Annotated in this window: 14 protein-coding genes and 1 pseudogene; 3 read left to right on the forward strand and 12 right to left on the reverse strand. The window is 38.7% G+C overall.

The annotated features are described in order from the left end of the window. The 9 genes and pseudogenes from H5119_RS14495 to H5119_RS14535 form a co-directional block, all read right to left on the reverse strand. Positions 1–776, reverse strand: a 776-nt coding sequence (locus H5119_RS14495) for a transposase (RefSeq protein WP_182702763.1), incomplete at its 3' end; no start/stop codon positions are given. A 357-nt stretch (positions 777–1133) separates the two neighbouring features. Next, entirely contained in the window at positions 1134–2282 is a 1149-nt protein-coding gene (locus H5119_RS14500) for a DNA cytosine methyltransferase (protein WP_182702764.1), read from the reverse strand. Positions 2283–2431: 149 nt separating this feature from the next. Further along, positions 2432–2968, reverse strand: a complete 537-nt coding sequence (locus H5119_RS14505) for an Eco29kI family restriction endonuclease (protein WP_182702765.1) — start codon at positions 2966–2968, stop codon at positions 2432–2434. 265 nt (positions 2969–3233) lie between these two features. Continuing rightward, complete coding sequence (locus H5119_RS14510) at positions 3234–3485, reverse strand: Rho-binding antiterminator (protein WP_182702766.1); 252 nt, start codon at positions 3483–3485, stop codon at positions 3234–3236. 506 nt (positions 3486–3991) lie between these two features. Next, positions 3992–4519, reverse strand: a pseudogene (locus H5119_RS14515) (transposase); the annotation flags it as partial. 32 nt (positions 4520–4551) lie between these two features. Then, on the reverse strand, positions 4552–5028 hold the full coding sequence (locus H5119_RS14520) for a GreA/GreB family elongation factor (RefSeq protein ID WP_182702767.1): 477 nt from the start codon (positions 5026–5028) through the stop codon (positions 4552–4554). Positions 5029–5209: 181 nt separating this feature from the next. Then, entirely contained in the window at positions 5210–6145 is a 936-nt protein-coding gene (gene secF, locus H5119_RS14525; protein WP_182702768.1) for a protein translocase subunit SecF, read from the reverse strand. Then, positions 6138–7976: a protein translocase subunit SecD gene (gene secD / locus H5119_RS14530; protein WP_182702769.1), complete on the reverse strand. Its 1839-nt coding sequence runs from the start codon at positions 7974–7976 to the stop codon at positions 6138–6140. The genes secF and secD overlap by 8 nt, the downstream gene beginning before the upstream one ends. 108 nt (positions 7977–8084) lie before the next feature. Beyond that, the gene (locus H5119_RS14535; RefSeq protein ID WP_182702770.1) at positions 8085–8546 is read right to left on the reverse strand and encodes a hypothetical protein; all 462 of its coding nucleotides are present in this window, start codon (positions 8544–8546) and stop codon (positions 8085–8087) included. 103 nt (positions 8547–8649) lie between these two features. On the opposite strand from H5119_RS14535, the gene H5119_RS14540 reads away from it, so the two are divergent. The 3 genes from H5119_RS14540 (at position 8650) to H5119_RS14550 (ending at position 14708) form a co-directional block, all read left to right on the forward strand. Further along, complete coding sequence (locus H5119_RS14540) at positions 8650–10431, forward strand: ABC transporter ATP-binding protein/permease (RefSeq protein ID WP_182702771.1); 1782 nt, start codon at positions 8650–8652, stop codon at positions 10429–10431. Positions 10432–10804: 373 nt separating this feature from the next. After that, complete coding sequence (locus tag H5119_RS14545) at positions 10805–13843, forward strand: TonB-dependent receptor (protein ID WP_182702772.1); 3039 nt, start codon at positions 10805–10807, stop codon at positions 13841–13843. Between the two features lie 151 nt (positions 13844–13994). After that, positions 13995–14708 (forward strand): YebC/PmpR family DNA-binding transcriptional regulator, encoded by a 714-nt coding sequence (locus H5119_RS14550; RefSeq protein ID WP_182702773.1) that lies wholly within the window; start codon positions 13995–13997, stop codon positions 14706–14708. A gap of 86 nt (positions 14709–14794) precedes the next feature. Here the strand turns inward: H5119_RS14550 and H5119_RS14555 are convergent, their stop codons facing one another. The 3 genes from H5119_RS14555 to eda all read right to left on the reverse strand — a co-directional run bounded on the left by H5119_RS14555 (position 14795) and on the right by eda (position 17763). Further along, the gene (locus tag H5119_RS14555) at positions 14795–15919 is read right to left on the reverse strand and encodes a sterol desaturase family protein (protein WP_138585962.1); all 1125 of its coding nucleotides are present in this window, start codon (positions 15917–15919) and stop codon (positions 14795–14797) included. A gap of 209 nt (positions 15920–16128) precedes the next feature. Next, the gene (gene gap / locus H5119_RS14560; RefSeq protein ID WP_182702774.1) at positions 16129–17133 is read right to left on the reverse strand and encodes a type I glyceraldehyde-3-phosphate dehydrogenase; all 1005 of its coding nucleotides are present in this window, start codon (positions 17131–17133) and stop codon (positions 16129–16131) included. Between the two features lie 9 nt (positions 17134–17142). Continuing rightward, positions 17143–17763, reverse strand: coding sequence for a bifunctional 4-hydroxy-2-oxoglutarate aldolase/2-dehydro-3-deoxy-phosphogluconate aldolase (gene eda / locus H5119_RS14565; protein ID WP_182702775.1), 621 nt, complete (start codon positions 17761–17763; stop codon positions 17143–17145). Positions 17764–17774: the final 11 nt, after the last annotated feature.

The following is a 17774-nucleotide window of genomic DNA, read 5'->3' on the forward strand; positions in this document are numbered from 1 at the left end:
CGTTTGTCTTCTCGTATACAATGCCCAGTTAGTTCAACAAGTTCAAGGTACGATTTAAGCTCAAATGGGAGCCCTTTTGGCATAGTTTGACGTGGCATGCCTGCAAAGCGGAGTAATTGTTTTGGCTGCTTGCCTTCTTTTGCGCATATTAGCCGTACTCGAGCACTGGTATGGTCTGATTCTTCTGGTGTCTTTGCCATTTTGGCTCTAATGGGGTTTAAATCTACATACGCCATGCAGGCCGCCAATGCGGCTTCATCTAATAACGCTTGCGAACTAAATCGTCTCTCCCAAAACCTGAAAGTGCAGTTATCTTCTTTATTTGCCCTGCGCGCAATGTCTTCATTTAACAACCGCATAAACCAACTAATACTTGATAGACGCTCTCGATATTCCTTTACTGTTTGATTAAAAAAGATAAGTTCAACTTTACTTAGCCTTTCACCCTGTATGTACTTTTGCGTTAACAATGTGCCTTTGCACAGCTTGTGCCAGCGAATAACAATCGCTTTATCATTCAGCCGATTCGCTTTTTTATCATCAACATACAGGACTAAATGGGTGTGGTTACTCATAACAGCATAAGCACAGACGTCTATACAAAATATCTTAGCTAACTCAAGCAGTTTGCCTTCAACCCACCCTCTGCGGTGTTCGTAAGATTGACCAGTAAAATAGTCTTCACCGCACAAAAAAGCACGCCGAACACAACGTGATGTACAGTGATAATACTTTGTATCAACCAAACTTACTTGACGCTTTCTTGCGATAGCCATGTGACACCCTGCTGGTTTTTGTACTAAACAAAGACTAGTACTTCGTTTCACAAAGTGCAAAAATTAGAATGGGTGTCATTGTTATTGATTGTTATTGTTGTTATTTGCCCTTTTTCATAAAAATTGTTTTTAGACTGTCAGTTTAAATTTTTATTCTATCTATAGAGAGTTGTTTTTTTGTATGATTCATTGTTTATAAACTGGATTTTTCGCCCTGATTTAATTGGCAGTTTTTGTAGTAATTTTGTAGTAATTAGGATGGCTGTCATCCTAATTTCAACAAAACCTAAGGTAACAATTTATCTTTTCTACCTTAGGTTTTGCGTGAAGTTTATTAAACTTTTAGGTATCAACTTTTTATTTCTTTAGCGCCGTGAATATTGACAAGCCAATTTGTTCTGCAAGCTTAGCTGGAACTGCATTGCCTAACTGCCTCATCACTTCCCCCCAAGAACCTTCAAAACTGAAATCGTCTGGGAAAGCCTGTATTCTTGCACTTTCGCGAACAGTGTAATATCTAACGCTACCATCCTCAAAACGAATCATATTTTCTCCACCAGGCACGCCATGCGCTCCTGCTTTAAGAGCCTTTGAAGGCTCATCGATATAACTACCAGTATGGCCTGGGTAGATTTTAGCTCCACCTTTAAACACATGTTGATTATAATTTTTTGCATCTTCATGTTCACAGTCGGGTAAACCAGATAAAGCATCACGTACTGTTACCCAAGGCAGGCTTTGTGGCGTTGATAAGCGATATTTCTGGCGAATCTTATCCACTTTTTTTAACATTTTTTCTTGCGCAATTTGCACAGGCAGATTGTGCCGCTCCCAATATTCACCTGAAACCCACTTATCCCAAATTAAAGATTCTTCTGAGTGAGTCGGTGTAGGAAACTCCCAATTTTGGTCAATATCCGATCGAAAGCCAATAAAAAAAATGCGTTCTCGCTTTTGAGGAATACCATAATCAGCTGCATTAACAAGCTTACAAGTTACTTTATATTCTAATTGCATGTGATCACTTTGAGCATGATAGTGATCCAATCTAGATTTATGTAGCTGCCAAGGCTCATCAATAGCTTTGTTTAACGAGGGATATTGAAGCTGTAAAGTAATATACTCAAAATAATCAGAGAATGACTTTCTCATTAAACCTTTAACATTTTCAAATATGAAAGCTTTTGGTCTTTTTTCACGAATTGCGCGAATTGCTTGAGGGAACATATCTCTAGAATCTTCATTTCCTTTCGCTTTACCGCCCAAAGAAAAAGGCTGGCAAGGTGGGCCTCCCGATATCAAATCGATATCAGCATCAATCGCTGTATAATCAAAGTTTACGACACTGCATTCATACACACATTTTCCGAAATCAAATGCACTATTGAGTCTAATTGTTTTACAAGCATTTTTGTTCAACTCAACAATGGCTTTATGATGAAAGCCACTTTTAACCAAACCAAGCGCCAACCCCCCGCCACCAGAAAAAAGCTCAATTGAATTCATAGAAACCTTAAAACCGTATTTTTCATGTTATTGTTCTCAAGTTTACTACTTATTTCAGTGTAAATCTTCTTTGCCTTTATACTTCTTAATCCTAATTTATTCAAAGAAAGCAAGGCCTGCGGCCTTACTTTCTGCTAACTCTCACTTTACTATTTTAATTTTTCAGCCCAAGCTCTCCCCGGATGTATTTTATCCCATTCAGATTTTGCCTGCTCGTAACGACCTTTACCTGGATCATGATTTCCAAAGCCATCTATTTTTGTATTCCATATTGGTTGGTATCTATTGATAAGGACTGATTCAACCACAGAGATAATTGCACTCATTTCTATAGGTATGACCATAAATTTGCATTTAAAATCCATTATATTAAGATTTGATGTTTGCTTGATACTTCTTGCATGCTCGTTAAGTCTGTTTTTCAACTTGGGTTCTTCACGTGCGACGAACGTACCAGTTCTAGCTCCAGTAGGGACAGCTTTTCCAATATAAATAGGCTTACCTGATAGAGCTAAGTATTTAGGGTTTTTACCACTGTAATAGAGTGCATAAACTCCCGAACCATTAAATTGACTACTTATAGGTAATTGATGCTTTGGTGTGGATTCAAGGAATCGTGCAGCTTCATTTGCGAGTTGAACAAGTTGATGTGATTGAAATGTTTGAGACAAGACATTGATTGTCATTTAAATTATCCATAATTTAATTAAAATTCATGTGAACCTTATAACACAAGGACTTTTTCTACAATATGAATAGACTAACTCCGTCTATAATTTAACTAGCTAATATCCCCGCGTTAGCTCTTATTATGTTTTTATTACTAAATATAAATTAAGTAAATTTTTGTAATTAGATATCTAATTACAAACATCATCATGGCTAAGCTGAGTTCTACTTAAGCTATAAGTAATAAGCTAAATACTTCATAAATTAAATTGAGTGAATCACTTACTTCGAATCAAAACTCACTTGGTCAAAGTATCGGTTTTGTGTGCACGATTTAAGCACGCTAATTGTTGTTAGCACAATGAGTTGCAGCTCGCTATTGACGTTAACGACTATGCACTCCTCTCGATTAGCATTACGTTTTGTGTCAGTTGCTATACCACGCACAGTGTCACCACTTTTTAAAACAATCTCAACGTGTAAACGGTTCATACAGGCTATTTCAACATAATCGTGTTGGTCGCAACTAATCATAAAAGATCCTTTGTTTTATTTTAAAATAACCCTAAGCCCAATAACACAGCAAACCAGCCAATCCACCGTAAAACCATAGCAACGTGTATAAAATTTAAAACTCCGTGCTATTTGTCGATCAGTTTGTCTTTATAAAATAAAAACAGATACAAAGGCACTACAACAAAGTATTTAATTATACCTTGCTCGCTACCAATAATTAGAAAGCCCCCTAATTGCGCCACCAGCGGTTGCTGGCAAACAAGGTAAGTAATGCGACCAAGGTTATAAATGACGCAATCATAAACGCAGAGTTAAACTACAGAAGTTAAACTAGACAGCCACTCTAATTAAACAAACAGAACGTTGCCATTAAATTTAATTTGTAGGTTAAGAATTTATCTTTTACTACTCGGTTACTTTTATTTCACCCAGTAAATAAGCAATTATCACTCTTAAATCTAAATTACACGCATAAAAATAACTGCATGATGCAGTTTCAACTTTTCTACTGAGTAATTTAAGGTTTATGTTAATAGCTTTTTACAATTACTGATATTGGCTCGCCGTTTTCTGTTTAAGTTTTCACAGTAACTTGCTTGTGATATTGGTCTGCCTACTGCGCCGTGAAATACGCGTGTAAATTGTGTGGTGAGTTTTAACAAATTTTCGGGAGAAATATTCACTCTTTCGAGTAAGGGTAAGTGTGTACTTTCGATATACCCTCGTTTGCCTTCTCGTATACAACGCCCTGTTAGTTCAACAAGTTCAAGGTACGATTTAAGCTCAAATGGGAGCCCTTTTGGCATAGTTTGACGTGGCATGCCTGCAAAGCGGAGTAATTGTTTTGACTGCTTGCCTTCTTTTGCGCATATTAGCCGTACTCGAGCACTGGTATGGTCTGATTCTTCTGGTGTCTTTGCCATTTTGGCTCTAACGGGGTTTAAATCTACATACGCCATGCAGGCCGCCAATGCGGCTTCATCTAATAATGCTTGCGAACTAAATCGTCCCTCCCAAAACCTGAAAGTGCAGTTATCTTCTTTATTTGATCTGCTGGATGGCGCTTCGCTTAAAAAACCAAACCTTATAAAATCTCTACCACCAAGTATTCGTGGGCTTTACCTGCAATTGTTAACGTAATTTCATCATCAATCCGTTTATTTAATAACTGCTTACCCATAGGAGCGCCCGGTGTTACAACAGCAATGGAGTGCTGTTTAACATTTACTGTTAATCCACCTGCTGCTGGGCCTAAATAAAACCATTTTTGGGCTGCTTTATCATCTTCTAAACATACAAGCGACCCGACTATTATTTTGTCGGTTGGTTTTTCGTTAAAGGCAGGTTCGAACAATTCTATGCTTTTATAGCAATCGTTTACGCGCTGGGCTTGGCCTTGTGCTAAATAAGCGGCTTCGAGCCCTAGGGTATCGTATTTATTTTCGGCTATGTTTTCTTCATGTGTGGCGGTGTCGTGCGCAGTTTTTGCCGCTACTTTTGCTGTTGTAAGCTGCGCTTCTAGCGCAAAGCGAAGATGTTCGATAACGTGGGCTTTATTCATGGGGATTAATACAATACAGGCTGTAAAAATAAGGCCGCTAGTTTAACATTTTTGCTAGGCTTAAAACCATTGTTTTAAACCCCGCAAGTTTGGTGGGAATACTAGCGGGGCTTAAATTAGCATTAAACAAGCAAATAGCGGTTGGTTGGTGCAGCTCTTTGCTTGTGCTTTATTAAAAACCTTATGGCATATCTAATAATGTTTGCGTGTGGGCATCTACTTTAACTTCGTAGTTTTTAGCGCTTAAACCCAATAGCTCCGGCAAGGTTGCCGCTATACAAATAGACGAGAACGTACCCACTACAATGCCGGTAAATAATGCAATAGCAAAACCTTGTAGTGGTGCGCCTGCAAGTAACCAAACGCTGGCAACCGTTGCAAGTGTGGTACCCGACGTTATTAAAGTGCGTGTTAACGTACTTTTAATCGCATTATTAATAATAGTCGCTGGGCTAAGTACATTGTTTGATTGAACACGTAAAAGCTCGCGTACTCTATCCCCTACTATTATTGAGTCGTTAAGTGAATAACCAATAATAGCCAGTAAGCTAGCCAGCACGGTTAGATTAAACTCAATTTGTAATAGTGAAAATAACCCAAGTACGAGTATTAAATCGTGCACTAGCGCAACCACAGAGCCAACCGCTAATCGCCATTCAAAACGCACTGCAAGGTAAATCATTACCGCAATCATGGCAGCAAACATTGCTAAACAACCTTGATCAAATAACTCATCGCCCACTTGTGAGCCAATATAGGCCGACGATAAAACCTGTGCGTTTATATCATCATTTTGTGTAACGGCGCTTTGCCAATCAAGGTTATTAGCTGTTTTTGATGTACTTGGCGCTTCTCTTAATTGAAAATGGCTATTTCCTTGCGCGGTTAGCTCAAACTCACCATTGTGATTTTTAGCAATAAACGATTGAAGCTCTTTTAGTTCAACGCTTTGGCTAGTTGTAAACTCTGTTAAATAGCCACCAGTAAAGTCTAGGCCAAAATTTAAACCTTTTTGCGTAAGCGTAAATACGGATAGCAGCACTAAAATGGCGCTTAAAAGCATGCCCATAAAGCGTAAACGTGTACCCTTTTCACCTTTTAAAAAAGTGTTAAGCATGTGCTTTTACTCCTGCTTTTTTACCCATTTTTAAATACAACGTTTGGCTTAATATTTTTGATACGTACACACCTGTAAATACAGACGTTAAAAGCCCCAGTGCGAGTGTAATGGCAAAACCTTTAACGGGCCCGTAGCCTATGCCGTATAAGATAAGTGCGGTGATCATGGTCGTTATATTGGCATCAAATATTGTATTTGCGGCTTGTTTATAACCCTCTTGAATAGCTTGATATGGTGCACGGCCTTGGCGACGTTCTTCTTTAATGCGTTCAAATATTATTACGTTAGTGTCTACCGCCATACCTATGGTTAGCACCAAGCCTGCAATACCCGGAAGCGTTAACACAACTCCTGGTAATAATGACATTAAGCCCACAAGCGACGTTAAATTTAATATAAGTGCCACGTTTGCAATAAGACCTAAACGGCGATACCAAAGCGCCATAAATGCAAGGGTAATACCCATGCCTAACATAAGCGCGGCTAAGCCATTACTAATATTTTCTTGGCCGAGGCTTGGCCCTATTGTTTGTTCGTGCACAATTGTAACGGGCGCGGTAAGCGATCCTGCACGGAGTAACAATGCCAGATCGGCTGCCGCTTGTTGGCTTTTTATATTGGTAATACTAAAACGCGAACTTAAATGCTGAGCAATATTGGCAACGTTAATAACTTCGCTTTTTTTAACTACTTCGCCTTTAGCATTTTGAGAGTACTCAGAGTAAACCGTCGCCATTGGCTTACCAATATTGGCTTTTGAAAACGCCGACATTGCATCGCCGCCTTGGCCGTCTAGGCTTAGTTGTACCAGTGGTTTACCCCAATCGTCGCGGCCTATGTTTGCATTATTAATATGATCGCCTGTAAAAATGGGCACAGGATCGAGCTTTATGGTTCCGCCCGATTGCATATTAAATGTTTGTCCGCCAATTTCTTTTAATTGATAAAAACCAAGCGATGCTGTTGCACCAATAATACGCTTAGCTTCGGTTGGATCTTGCACGCCAGGTAGCTCTATTCGAATGCGATGTTTGCCTTGTTGCTGTGTTACCGCTTCGGTAATGCCTAACTCTTCAATACGCGAACGAAGGGTTGTAAGTGTTTGTCCCATTACTTCTTTATCAAAGCTGATGCGGCCTTGCTCTGAATAACTAAATTTGGCAGTTTTAACGATGCCGTTATTGCTTGTTACAACGGCTAAATTAGCAAATCGGCTTTGTAGCTCTTCAATAACGGGGGCTAACTTGTCGGTTGCATTAGGCAATGCGTTTATTTCAAACCCGTGCTGAGTTTGCTGCGCTTTTACGCCGTGTGCTTTTTGCTTAATAATGATTGATTTAGCTTGTTGATACGCACTGACTAATTGCTCATCAACGGCTTTGTCTAAATCTACGTCTAATACAAATAGCACACCGCCATTTAAATCAAGGCCTAGCTTTATTGGTGATAAACCAAAATTTTGTAACCATGTAGGGCTGGTTGCATGCTCAACAATTTTAACTTGCGTGTTTGGGTATTGCGCTTTTATAGCCGCTTGCGCCTGAGCGCTTTTAGTTGGCTCGTTTAAAAGTACATTAATAGTTGATTGCTTATCTAAGCCCTGTTCAACCTCAAGCCCTTGATTATTTAAAAAAGTAACTAGCGTTTTATTGCTCGGTAAAAATTGTGTTTCGCTGTGCGGGGCGGCACTGATATGCAACCACGATTTATTTGGGTATAAATTTGGTAATGCGCTAATAGCTAATAAAACCAATACTATTAGCATGGCTATATAGCTTAACTTGAACTTAGCCGTAGACGGCTTTTTATCTTTTTTAAAACTTAACATGTTGAATCCTTATTGCCAGCAAAGCTAGCAACGTACTTTTTAAAAGCACAATTAATCTGCAGGCTAAAACTTTAAAAGTTAAAACCTAATAAAATTAAATAAGGAAAATTAAGCGCGGTAGGTAGTTACGGCAGTGTAGAGTAAGTTAACGTCTTTCCAGCCACTTAAGCGCGACTTTTTACTATTAGTTACAAGCGTATACCAAGGTTGTATACGGTTAACGGCTCTCGGTCGTAAGAATATATGCCTAACAAGATTTTGAGCAAAAAATTCAAAAACCACATCGTATTCTGGCTCACTTTGCACAGTGTGCAAAAACAAAGATGAATTATTGGCAGTTAATCTTGGTTGGTGCGCGTCAAAATCGGTTTGATGCGTTTTTTTATGTTGCGAAGTATCTACAGACTTACTAATAGGCTGTATTTTAGTTAAATCGGCAATATCAGTAAGCGGAACCTGCGTACTAACAGTAATATTTAAATTTTGTGAGGCGCCCATAGCATTACTTTGCACACTAAAAAGTGCAGCAAGTAGCAAAAAGGCAGTTAAAAACACTCTAAATTTAAACATTCACGTTTTAAAACTAAAATAAGGGATGCGTAGTATATAAGGGCTAGTATTTGAAATACAATAGCCCTTAGCTATTTACTATATAATTTTACTGAGACTTTTAATGCGCCCCAGACAAAGCAGTGAAAAACGACCAGACGCCATGAATTTACGCCAAAGTGTAAAAACACTGTGGCCCTACCTTACAAAATTTAAAGGCCGTGTTTTTATTGCACTTATGGCGCTTATAGGCGCAAAAGGTGCCACGCTGTTAATGCCTTGGGCGCTTAAAGAAATTATAGACTCGGTAGATAAGTCGATTAACCCACTGTTGGTTGTTCCCGCTTTATTGTTATTGATGTACGGTGGACTGCGTTTTGCTAGCGTATTTTTAGGTGAAATAAGAGATGCTGTATTTTCTCGCGTTACCGAGCACGCCATGCGCGATATTGGTTTAAAGGTATTTAAGCATTTGCACTCACTTGAGCTGGCTTTTCATTTAGACAGGCAAACTGGCGGTATTAGCCGCGATATAGAACGCGGTACTAGCGGGTTAAGCTTTTTAATGCGTTTTTTAATGTTTAACATTGTACCTACTTTGTTTGAAATACTGACCGTTGCGATTATTTTTGGCACGTTGTTTTCTGTTTGGTTTGCGCTGATTACATTACTGGCAGTTGCTATTTATATTACCTTTACGGTGGTGGTTACTCAGTGGCGAAACCGCTTTATTAGAGAAGCAAATGCTGCCGACAATCAAAGTAATACCCGCGCCATAGACAGCCTACTTAATTATGAAACGGTAAAGTATTTTAACAATGAGCAGTTTGAAGCAAAAACGTACGACACATTTTTAGCAAACTGGGAAAAAGCCCGTTTAAAAAATAGAATGTCGTTGCTCGCTCTCAACTCAGGCCAAGCACTCATTATTGCCTGTGCTATTACCGCGTTAATGTGGTTGGGCTCAACCGAAGTAGTCGCAGGTACGCTCTCTATTGGTGAACTGGTAATGATTAACGCTTACATGATTCAGCTATTTTTACCGCTTAACTTTTTAGGTTTTGTGTACCGCGAAATAAGACGCGCGCTAACTGATCTTGAAAATATGCTTGGACTACTTAACAAAAAACCACAAATAACCGACTCACTTAATGCTAAAGAGCTCACTATTAGCCAAGGTGAGATAACATTTAACAATGTAAGCTTTAGTTACGATACACACCGCCCTATTCTTAATAACCTTAGCTTTAGCGTTAAAGCAGGCAGCAAAGTAGCCATTGTTGGTGCCAGTGGTGCTGGTAAAAGTTCATTAGCCCGACTGCTTTATCGTTTTTATGATGTAAACGCTGGTGAAATTAGTATCGATAATCAAGCAATAAACTCAGTGACACTTAATAGTTTACGAAAAGCCATTGCAATAGTGCCGCAAGACACCGTGCTGTTTAACACTACTATTCGTGAAAATATTGCTTACGGCAGGCCATCAGCAAGCGATGCTGAAATTGACGAAGCCATTGCAATGGCGCACTTAAAAGACTTTATAGCAACACTTGATAAAGGCGATAAAACACTGGTTGGCGAACGTGGTTTAAAAGTATCCGGCGGCGAAAAACAGCGTATTGCCATTGCACGCGCTATTTTGAAACAGTCCCCTATTTTAATTTTTGATGAAGCAACTTCTGCACTCGACTCTCATTCTGAGCAAGCAATACTCGCGGCAATGCGTGAAGTTGCACAAAATCATACAAGTGTCGTTATAGCCCATAGGTTATCTACTATTACCGATGCCGATAACATACTGGTATTTAGCAAAGGCGAATTAGTCGAACAAGGTACTCACGCCGAGCTATTAAGACACAAAGGCCAATACTCACAAATGTGGTTATTACAGCAACAAAAAAATTAATAAAATTACGTTTTTAAAAGGCTCAAAAACTCAAAAGCGAAGCCGTTACCTTAAAATTATACAACATATAAATTAGGTAACTGCTTTGAGGTAAATTTTCCGCACTCGTTTTTTAATATACAAAGAGCCTAGATTGAATAAGTTTTAACTCTGAAAGCTCAATAGCGCCTAACAGCTCACAATCCAATAAATCCTAATAGTTTTTATAAAAAACTGAACCACAGCGAACACACCAATAATAAACAACCCAAACCAAAATAAACACAAAAAAATAACATATTGCAAACATAGTTAATGACATGTAAATTAACGTGTGTAAAATAGATACATAGACTGTATTAATAATAATAACTTTTCAATTTTGGGATAAAATATGAAAAAAATAATTAATAAAAATTTTAAGCGATCTTTATCTGCATTAGCTATATCGACTGCAATGGCGATAACAGCACCTACAGTATTAGCCGCATCAAACACTTCTGGTTCAATATATGGACAAGCAAAAACTGGTGCAACTGTCACATTTAAAAACCAAACTACAGGGTTAAGTCGTAAAGTTGTTATTGGCGCTGACGGCCGTTTTAACTTTAAAGATGTGCCTCCAGGTAAATATATAGTGACAAGCAGTAATGGAATTTCCCGAGAAATTTTAGTTACACTAGGTACTGGTAGCGCCGTTCTTTTTGATCAAAGCACTGAGGTAATTCAAGTCTTTGGTTCTAAAATACGTGCTATAGATACAAGCTCTGTTGAATCAACGATGGTTTTTACTCAAGAACAGGTTGAGTTATTACCTATAGGCCGAGATTCAACTGCCATAGCACTTTTAACACCAGGTACAGTCCCTGGCGATGACGATTTTGGTAACCTACCTTCTTTTGGTGGTTCATCTGTTGGTGAAAATGGTTTTTACATTAATGGTTTTGATGTAACAAGTTTACGTACTTTACTAAGCTTTGCTGAGTTACCTTTCGATGCTATAGGACAAACACAAGTTAAAACGGGTGGTTACGGTGCAGAGTTTGGCCGTTCGCTTGGCGGTATAACAAATGTAATTACTAAAAAAGGAACTAACGAATGGCAGTTTGGTGGAGCCGTTTATTACTCTCCAGATAGCCTGAGAGAACCAGGAATAGACACCATTGATCGTACTCCTAGTGATGATACAGTATATGCAGGGTATAACTCTGATAATTATAGAAATAGTTTAAGTTATAACTTTTCAGTTGGCGGTCCATTAATTCAAGACGCGCTTTTTATATACGCTAATGTAGAATTTCAAGACGATGAACGAGATTATTATAATCGTTCTACAAGTAATAACCGCTCTATTACAAACCCAAATGGTATTGTGACCCTAGATTGGTATATTACCGATAACCATATCCTCTCAGGTACTTACATCCAAAATGAAACTGAAATAGACAGAACGTATTATACTAACCCTACTGATCAATTTTACACAGGTCAGCATGGCGATGAAACGTCAAGTTATACTGAAGAAAATGGCGGTGATATATTCATTATAAATTATAATGGCCACATAACAGATAACCTTTCATTAAGCTTGATGTATGGCGAACTTGAAAATAAAGAAGAGAATAAAAACCCACGTAACCCTGATCCAGAAGCGGCTCTATGTGCTTTAGCCTATGATACCTTTGGCGTTTCATTTTCAGCACGTAAAAATATTGGTTGTTTTAATCCATCACAAACTGAAATAGGTGCTCTTGATGCCGATTCAGACCGTGATGAACGTAAAAGCTACAAAATAGATTTAGACTATACCTTAGGCGATCATAATATTAGAGCGGGTTATAACAATGAAGAATATACTTCATTTACAATAGGTACTTCTTATACTGGTAGTAATTACTATCGCTACATTGATGTTAGTGAAGGGGGTTATTCATCTACAGGTATAAATGGCGTTGAACTTCCACTTGGTACTAAGGCAGTTCGTGTACGTACTAATGACACTCAATCTGGTAGTTTTAAAGTAGAAAACACTGCTTTTTATATTGAAGATAACTGGCAAGTAACCGACGAGCTACTTCTTTATTTTGGTATCCGTAATGAAACTTTCACTAACTATGCCGCGAATGGTGAAGTATTCGTAGAAGCTGATGACTTAATCGCACCAAGAACTGGTTTCTCTTGGGATATAGACGGTGATTCATCTAAAAAACTTTACGGTACTTTAGGTCGCTATTATATTCCTATCGCTGGTAATACCAATATTAGAGCAACACGTTTAGAATCCTCTTCAGAGCATTTTTATTATGTTGACGGTTTTAATCCTGCCACTGGAGAGCCAATAAACCTAGGTGCAGAAATTGGTACCGGCTATAACGATTTACAAGTCCCCGATCCTAGAACCATCGCGGTCGCTGATTTAGATCCCATGCATCAAGATGAATTTATTCTAGGTTATCAACAGCAAGTTTCTGATAATTGGACCGCTGGTGTCAAATTTATGTACCGAAAAGTTCAAGATGGTATGGACGATATGTGCTCTCATGATGGCTTTTTCAAATGGGCTGAAGCAGAGGGTATTCCAGTTGCAAACGAAGCGAATGGCTGGGTAACGCCTGAAGGAGGCTTTGATGTGAAGTCAACAGCTGGTTGTCTGCTAATCAATCCTGGTAAAGATCTAAAAGTGTTTATGGATCTCAATGGGGATGGAGAAGTAACTGAGCAAACAGTTTCAAATAAATACTTTGATCTTCCTAAGTACAAAAGAAGTTATAAAGGCCTAGAATTTACATTAGAAAGAGCATTTTCAGATGGTTGGTATACAAATATTTCTTACGTATATTCAAAAAGTGAAGGTAATATAGAAGGTTATGTAAATTCAACTCTTGGACAAGAAGATGCTGGCGCAACTCAAGATTTTGATCATAAAAAGTTCCAAGATGGCTCTGATGGATACTTACCAAACGATCGTCGCCACCAGTTTAAAGCTTATGGTGCTTATAAAGTAACTGAAGAAATTACTTTAACAGCAAATATGAATATTATGTCAGGTACTCCTCTTAGCTGTACTGGCTATATTCCAACTGATGATATGAAAAAAGGTGATGGCAACACTATTTATGATGAGCCTAATTTTAAACGTTACGGTGCCTCTAGCTTCTATTGTGGTGGTGAACTAACTAACCGTGGTGACTATGGAACAACTGACTGGAGTTATATGCTTGATGCGGGTGTAACGTATGTTCCAGATTGGGCAGATAATAAGCTCACTTTAAAAGTGGATGTATTTAACTTATTTAATGTAGATAAAGTAACTGAATATAATCAAACAAAAGATAAGTCTCAAGGAAGTACAGACGTAAATCCAAACTTCCTTGCACCAACAGGCTACCAAGCTCCAAGAAGCGTTCGCTTTACCGCTAGGTATAACTTTTAAATCCATTTAATATCATTCTCCCTGTGAGCACTAACTTAGTTAGTGCTCTTTTTATTTGTATATAATACTTACTAGCCCTTGAATGCATTTACCTTTAGAATACGCGCTATAATTTTATTCTATTATTTACATATATTAAGGCGAAACGCAGATGGGAAGAGCTTACCAAAACAAAAAAGATTCAATGGCTAAGACTGCGGGTGCTAAAACTAAAGTTTATTCTAAGTACGGCAAAGAAATTTATATTTGTGCTAAAAACGGCGGTGTAGACCCAGATGGTAACTTATCATTACGTCGTTTAATTGAACGCGCTAAAAAAGACCAAGTGCCAGCACACGTTATTGACCGCGCAATCGATAAAGCAAAAGGCGGCGGTGGTGAAGACTACGCAGCAACACGTTACGAAGGTTACGGCCCAGGTAACTGTATGATTATTGTTGACTGTTTAACAGACAACAACAAACGTACCTTTGCTGATGTACGTGTTTGTTTTACCAAAGCAAATGCTAAAATTGGCGCTCAAAACTCTGTTTCACATTTATTTGACCACCTTGCTATTTTTGTATTTGACGGTGATGACGACGAAGCAGTACTTGAAGCTCTTATGATGGCTGATGTTGATGTAACTGACGTAGAAGTAGATGACGGTAAAATTACTGTTTTTGCTCCTCACACAGAGTACAACAATACGCGTACAGCGCTTGAAGAAATGGGCGTGACTGAATTTGACGAAGACCTAATTAGCTTTGTGCCACAAATTGAAACGCCGATTGAAGGCGAAGACGTTGAAGTTATGGAACGCTTTTTAGCAATGTTAGAAGATTGCGACGACGTACAAAACGTTTACCATAACGCGCAATTCTAAACGTCAAATAATTATAAAAAAGAGAGCAACGTATAACGCGTTGCTCTCTTTTAGTTTATATTGTGTATTTATTCGATCATTCGAATTTATTTAGTGCGCTTAAACGGGTAAACCTGTTGTTTAAGCATACCTACCGGCATGTAATCCCCGACTACACCATACGCTTGTGGCCACTCTTTTTGGCCTTTAACAGCAGTACCAAACGCGTAATCTAAAAACGAAAAATGTGCAGCGTAGTTACGATCAATCGCGGCTTTATCTGACGCATGATGCCAATGGTGAAACTGCGGTGTAACCATAAAATATTTTAGCCAACCAAATTTAACACGTACATTTGCATGGTTAAACACCGCCTGTAAACCCACAATTATTACGTACAAACTAATTATTTGCTGTGAAAACCCAAGTACAAATATAGGCGTGAGCACTAAGCTGCGAGTAACGAGTATTTCAAGAATATGCTGGCGAGAGCCCGCTAACCAATCCATTTCTTTAGCACTGTGATGTACGCCATGAAAACGCCATAATAAAGGGATTTCATGATAAGCACGATGCACCCAATACTGCATTAAATCGGCCACAAGTATTATTAAAAACAACTGCACTAAAAAGGATGTTTGCTCTATATAACCTTGTACTGTAGATGATACAGCCCACCCAAAGCCATAATGCACAAAGTGGTTAGTAACGAGTAATACAAAGCCAATAATCAAATGATTTACAAAAAAGTGATTTAAATCGCCTCGCCATTCACTACGTAATATTTTTTGATCTTTACGATGAGGTAATAACTTCTCAATCACAATAAATATAAGTGTTGAACCGAGTAAATCTAAAATAAACCAATCAAGCCCTATATAAGGTGTATCGCTGGCAAACTCTTTTACTTCAACGTTTGGTCCGCCAAACATAATAGCGAGTAAAATAAAAAACCACGCTGTAGCCCCTAAGCGCTTATTGGTATTACGTACAAAGTTAAGTAATCCTAAACTGCCCGAAAGTAATAATGCTGCGAACATAAGCTGACGCAAAAAGTCGACGCTGTAGCTTTTACGTAGCTCTGGCGTGGTTAAATATTCAGGAAAGTGAAATGCTAGTACGCCCAAGCAACTTAATATTGCTAAAAAGCAGGCTACGTAACCGCTTATGTTGCCCTCACCTATCTGAAGATGATTTGTGCGAAATATCTTTCGTGATAAAACTTTGATCATTGTTGTTATTCCTTGCGTCGTTGAGTTGATTGAGTACAACGAAATTTCCATTGGTTTACACACCGCTATATTAACAAAATTTGGGGTATAAAAAATACAATTAGATCACGCCCTACCTCTCTGCTAGCAAGTATTCGTATAATCCAAACACAAAAAAGCCACGCAATGCGTGGCTTGGTTGGATAAAGCAAAAACTTTTACAAGGTCAATTATAAAAACGCGCCTAATGCTTTAACTTGATCTAACATGCGGTTTGAAAAACCCCATTCGTTGTCGTACCAAGCCATGACTTTAACTAGTTTACCGTTAGCTTTAGTTTGCGTTGAATCAAAGATAGACGACGCTGGATTATGATTAAAGTCGATAGATACAAGCGGAAGCTCATTGTATTGTAAAATATCTTTCATCGAACCTGTCGATGCTTCTTTCATAATTGCATTGATTTCTTCTGCCGTTGTATCGCGTTTAGTGATAAACGTAAAATCAACTAAAGAAACATTGATTGTAGGTACACGTACCGACATACCATCTAATTTACCAGCAAGCTCTGGTAATACCAAACCTACCGCAGCAGCTGCACCCGTTTTCGTTGGGATCATAGATTGAGTTGCACTACGCGCACGGTATAGATCTGGATGGTACACATCAGATAAGTTTTGATCGTTCGTGTAGGCATGGATTGTCGTCATGCTGCCTTGTTCGATACCTACGGTATCGTTAATTGCTTTTGCAATTGGCGCTAAACAGTTAGTAGTACAAGAAGCGTTAGAAATGATATTGCTATCAGCATTAATTACGTCGCTGTTTACACCATGTACTACTGTTGCATCCATATCTTTACCAGGAGCTGAAACAATTACTTTTTTAGCGCCTGCTTCAATATGTTTTGCAGCATCATTACGCGCAGTAAAAAAGCCAGTACATTCTAAAACGATATCTACGTTTAGCGCTTTCCACGGTAAGTTTGCAGGGTCGCGCTCTTGCGTTAACGTAATTACGTCATCACCAATTAACATGGTATTGTTTTCAAGTGTTACTTTTTTAGAAAATTGACCATGTACAGAATCATATTGCGTTAAATGTGCATTAACATTAGCTGGTGCTAAATCATTAATTGCGACAATTTTAATTTCGTTGTTTTGAGCTGACTCGTAAAGTGCACGTAATACATTGCGACCGATACGACCATAACCGTTAATTGCTACATTAATCATTTTAGACTCCTATTTAAGTTCACTTGCTTGGCGAGCAAGCGCTTCAATGGCTTGCCAGTCTTTATTTTCTATAAGTTGTTTATCTAGCATCCATGTACCACCAACACATATAACGTTGTTAAGCGCTAAATAGTTAGGTGCTGTTGCTAAGCTTATGCCACCCGTTGGGCAAAAAGTAATATGAGGTAATGGACCTCCGATTGACTTAAGCATCGCTGTTCCGCCTGCGGCCTCTGCAGGGAAGAACTTTAAATATTTAAAACCATGCGATGCAAGTTGCATAACTTCACTTGCCGTCGCAGCACCTGGTAAAAATGGTATATCTGATGTTTTAGCCAAAGCAATAAGCTCATCACTCACGCCTGGACTCACCATAAAATCTGCACCAGCGGCAACTGATGCATCAAAGCTCGCTTTATCAACCACAGTACCTGTACCCACATAAGCTTCTGGCACTGCTGCTTTCATTAGCTTTACAGCTTCTGCTGCAATGGGCGTACGCAGTGTGACTTCCAAGGCTTTTAGGCCACCGTTAAATAACGCTCTTGCAAGTGGTGCTGCATCTTCTAATTTTTCGATTACAACCACTGGCACAACGGGTGCCGATGCTAAGATTTTTTCAATACTCATTACTTGTTCCT

Origin of the sequence: Pseudoalteromonas sp. SG45-5 (genome assembly GCF_014164085.1) — a bacterium.
GTDB classification, from domain to species: domain Bacteria; phylum Pseudomonadota; class Gammaproteobacteria; order Enterobacterales; family Alteromonadaceae; genus Pseudoalteromonas; species Pseudoalteromonas aliena.

Excerpts from the sequence above, each read along its gene's own strand:
- H5119_RS14535 (WP_182702770.1), bottom strand. The coding sequence starts at position 8,546 with ATGTTTAAATTTAGAGTGTTTTTAACTGCCTTTTTGCTACTTGCTGCA.
- secF (WP_182702768.1), bottom strand. The coding sequence starts at position 6,145 with ATGCTTAACACTTTTTTAAAAGGTGAAAAGGGTACACGTTTACGCTTT.
- eda (WP_182702775.1), bottom strand. The coding sequence starts at position 17,763 with ATGAGTATTGAAAAAATCTTAGCATCGGCACCCGTTGTGCCAGTGGTT.
- H5119_RS14505 (WP_182702765.1), bottom strand. The coding sequence starts at position 2,968 with ATGACAATCAATGTCTTGTCTCAAACATTTCAATCACATCAACTTGTT.
- H5119_RS14500 (WP_182702764.1), bottom strand. The coding sequence starts at position 2,282 with ATGAATTCAATTGAGCTTTTTTCTGGTGGCGGGGGGTTGGCGCTTGGT.
- H5119_RS14540 (WP_182702771.1), top strand. The coding sequence starts at position 8,650 with ATGCGCCCCAGACAAAGCAGTGAAAAACGACCAGACGCCATGAATTTA.
- H5119_RS14545 (WP_182702772.1), top strand. The coding sequence starts at position 10,805 with ATGAAAAAAATAATTAATAAAAATTTTAAGCGATCTTTATCTGCATTA.
- gap (WP_182702774.1), bottom strand. The coding sequence starts at position 17,133 with ATGATTAATGTAGCAATTAACGGTTATGGTCGTATCGGTCGCAATGTA.
- H5119_RS14555 (WP_138585962.1), bottom strand. The coding sequence starts at position 15,919 with ATGATCAAAGTTTTATCACGAAAGATATTTCGCACAAATCATCTTCAG.
- H5119_RS14520 (WP_182702767.1), bottom strand. The coding sequence starts at position 5,028 with ATGAATAAAGCCCACGTTATCGAACATCTTCGCTTTGCGCTAGAAGCG.
- H5119_RS14510 (WP_182702766.1), bottom strand. The coding sequence starts at position 3,485 with ATGATTAGTTGCGACCAACACGATTATGTTGAAATAGCCTGTATGAAC.
- secD (WP_182702769.1), bottom strand. The coding sequence starts at position 7,976 with ATGTTAAGTTTTAAAAAAGATAAAAAGCCGTCTACGGCTAAGTTCAAG.
- H5119_RS14550 (WP_182702773.1), top strand. The coding sequence starts at position 13,995 with ATGGGAAGAGCTTACCAAAACAAAAAAGATTCAATGGCTAAGACTGCG.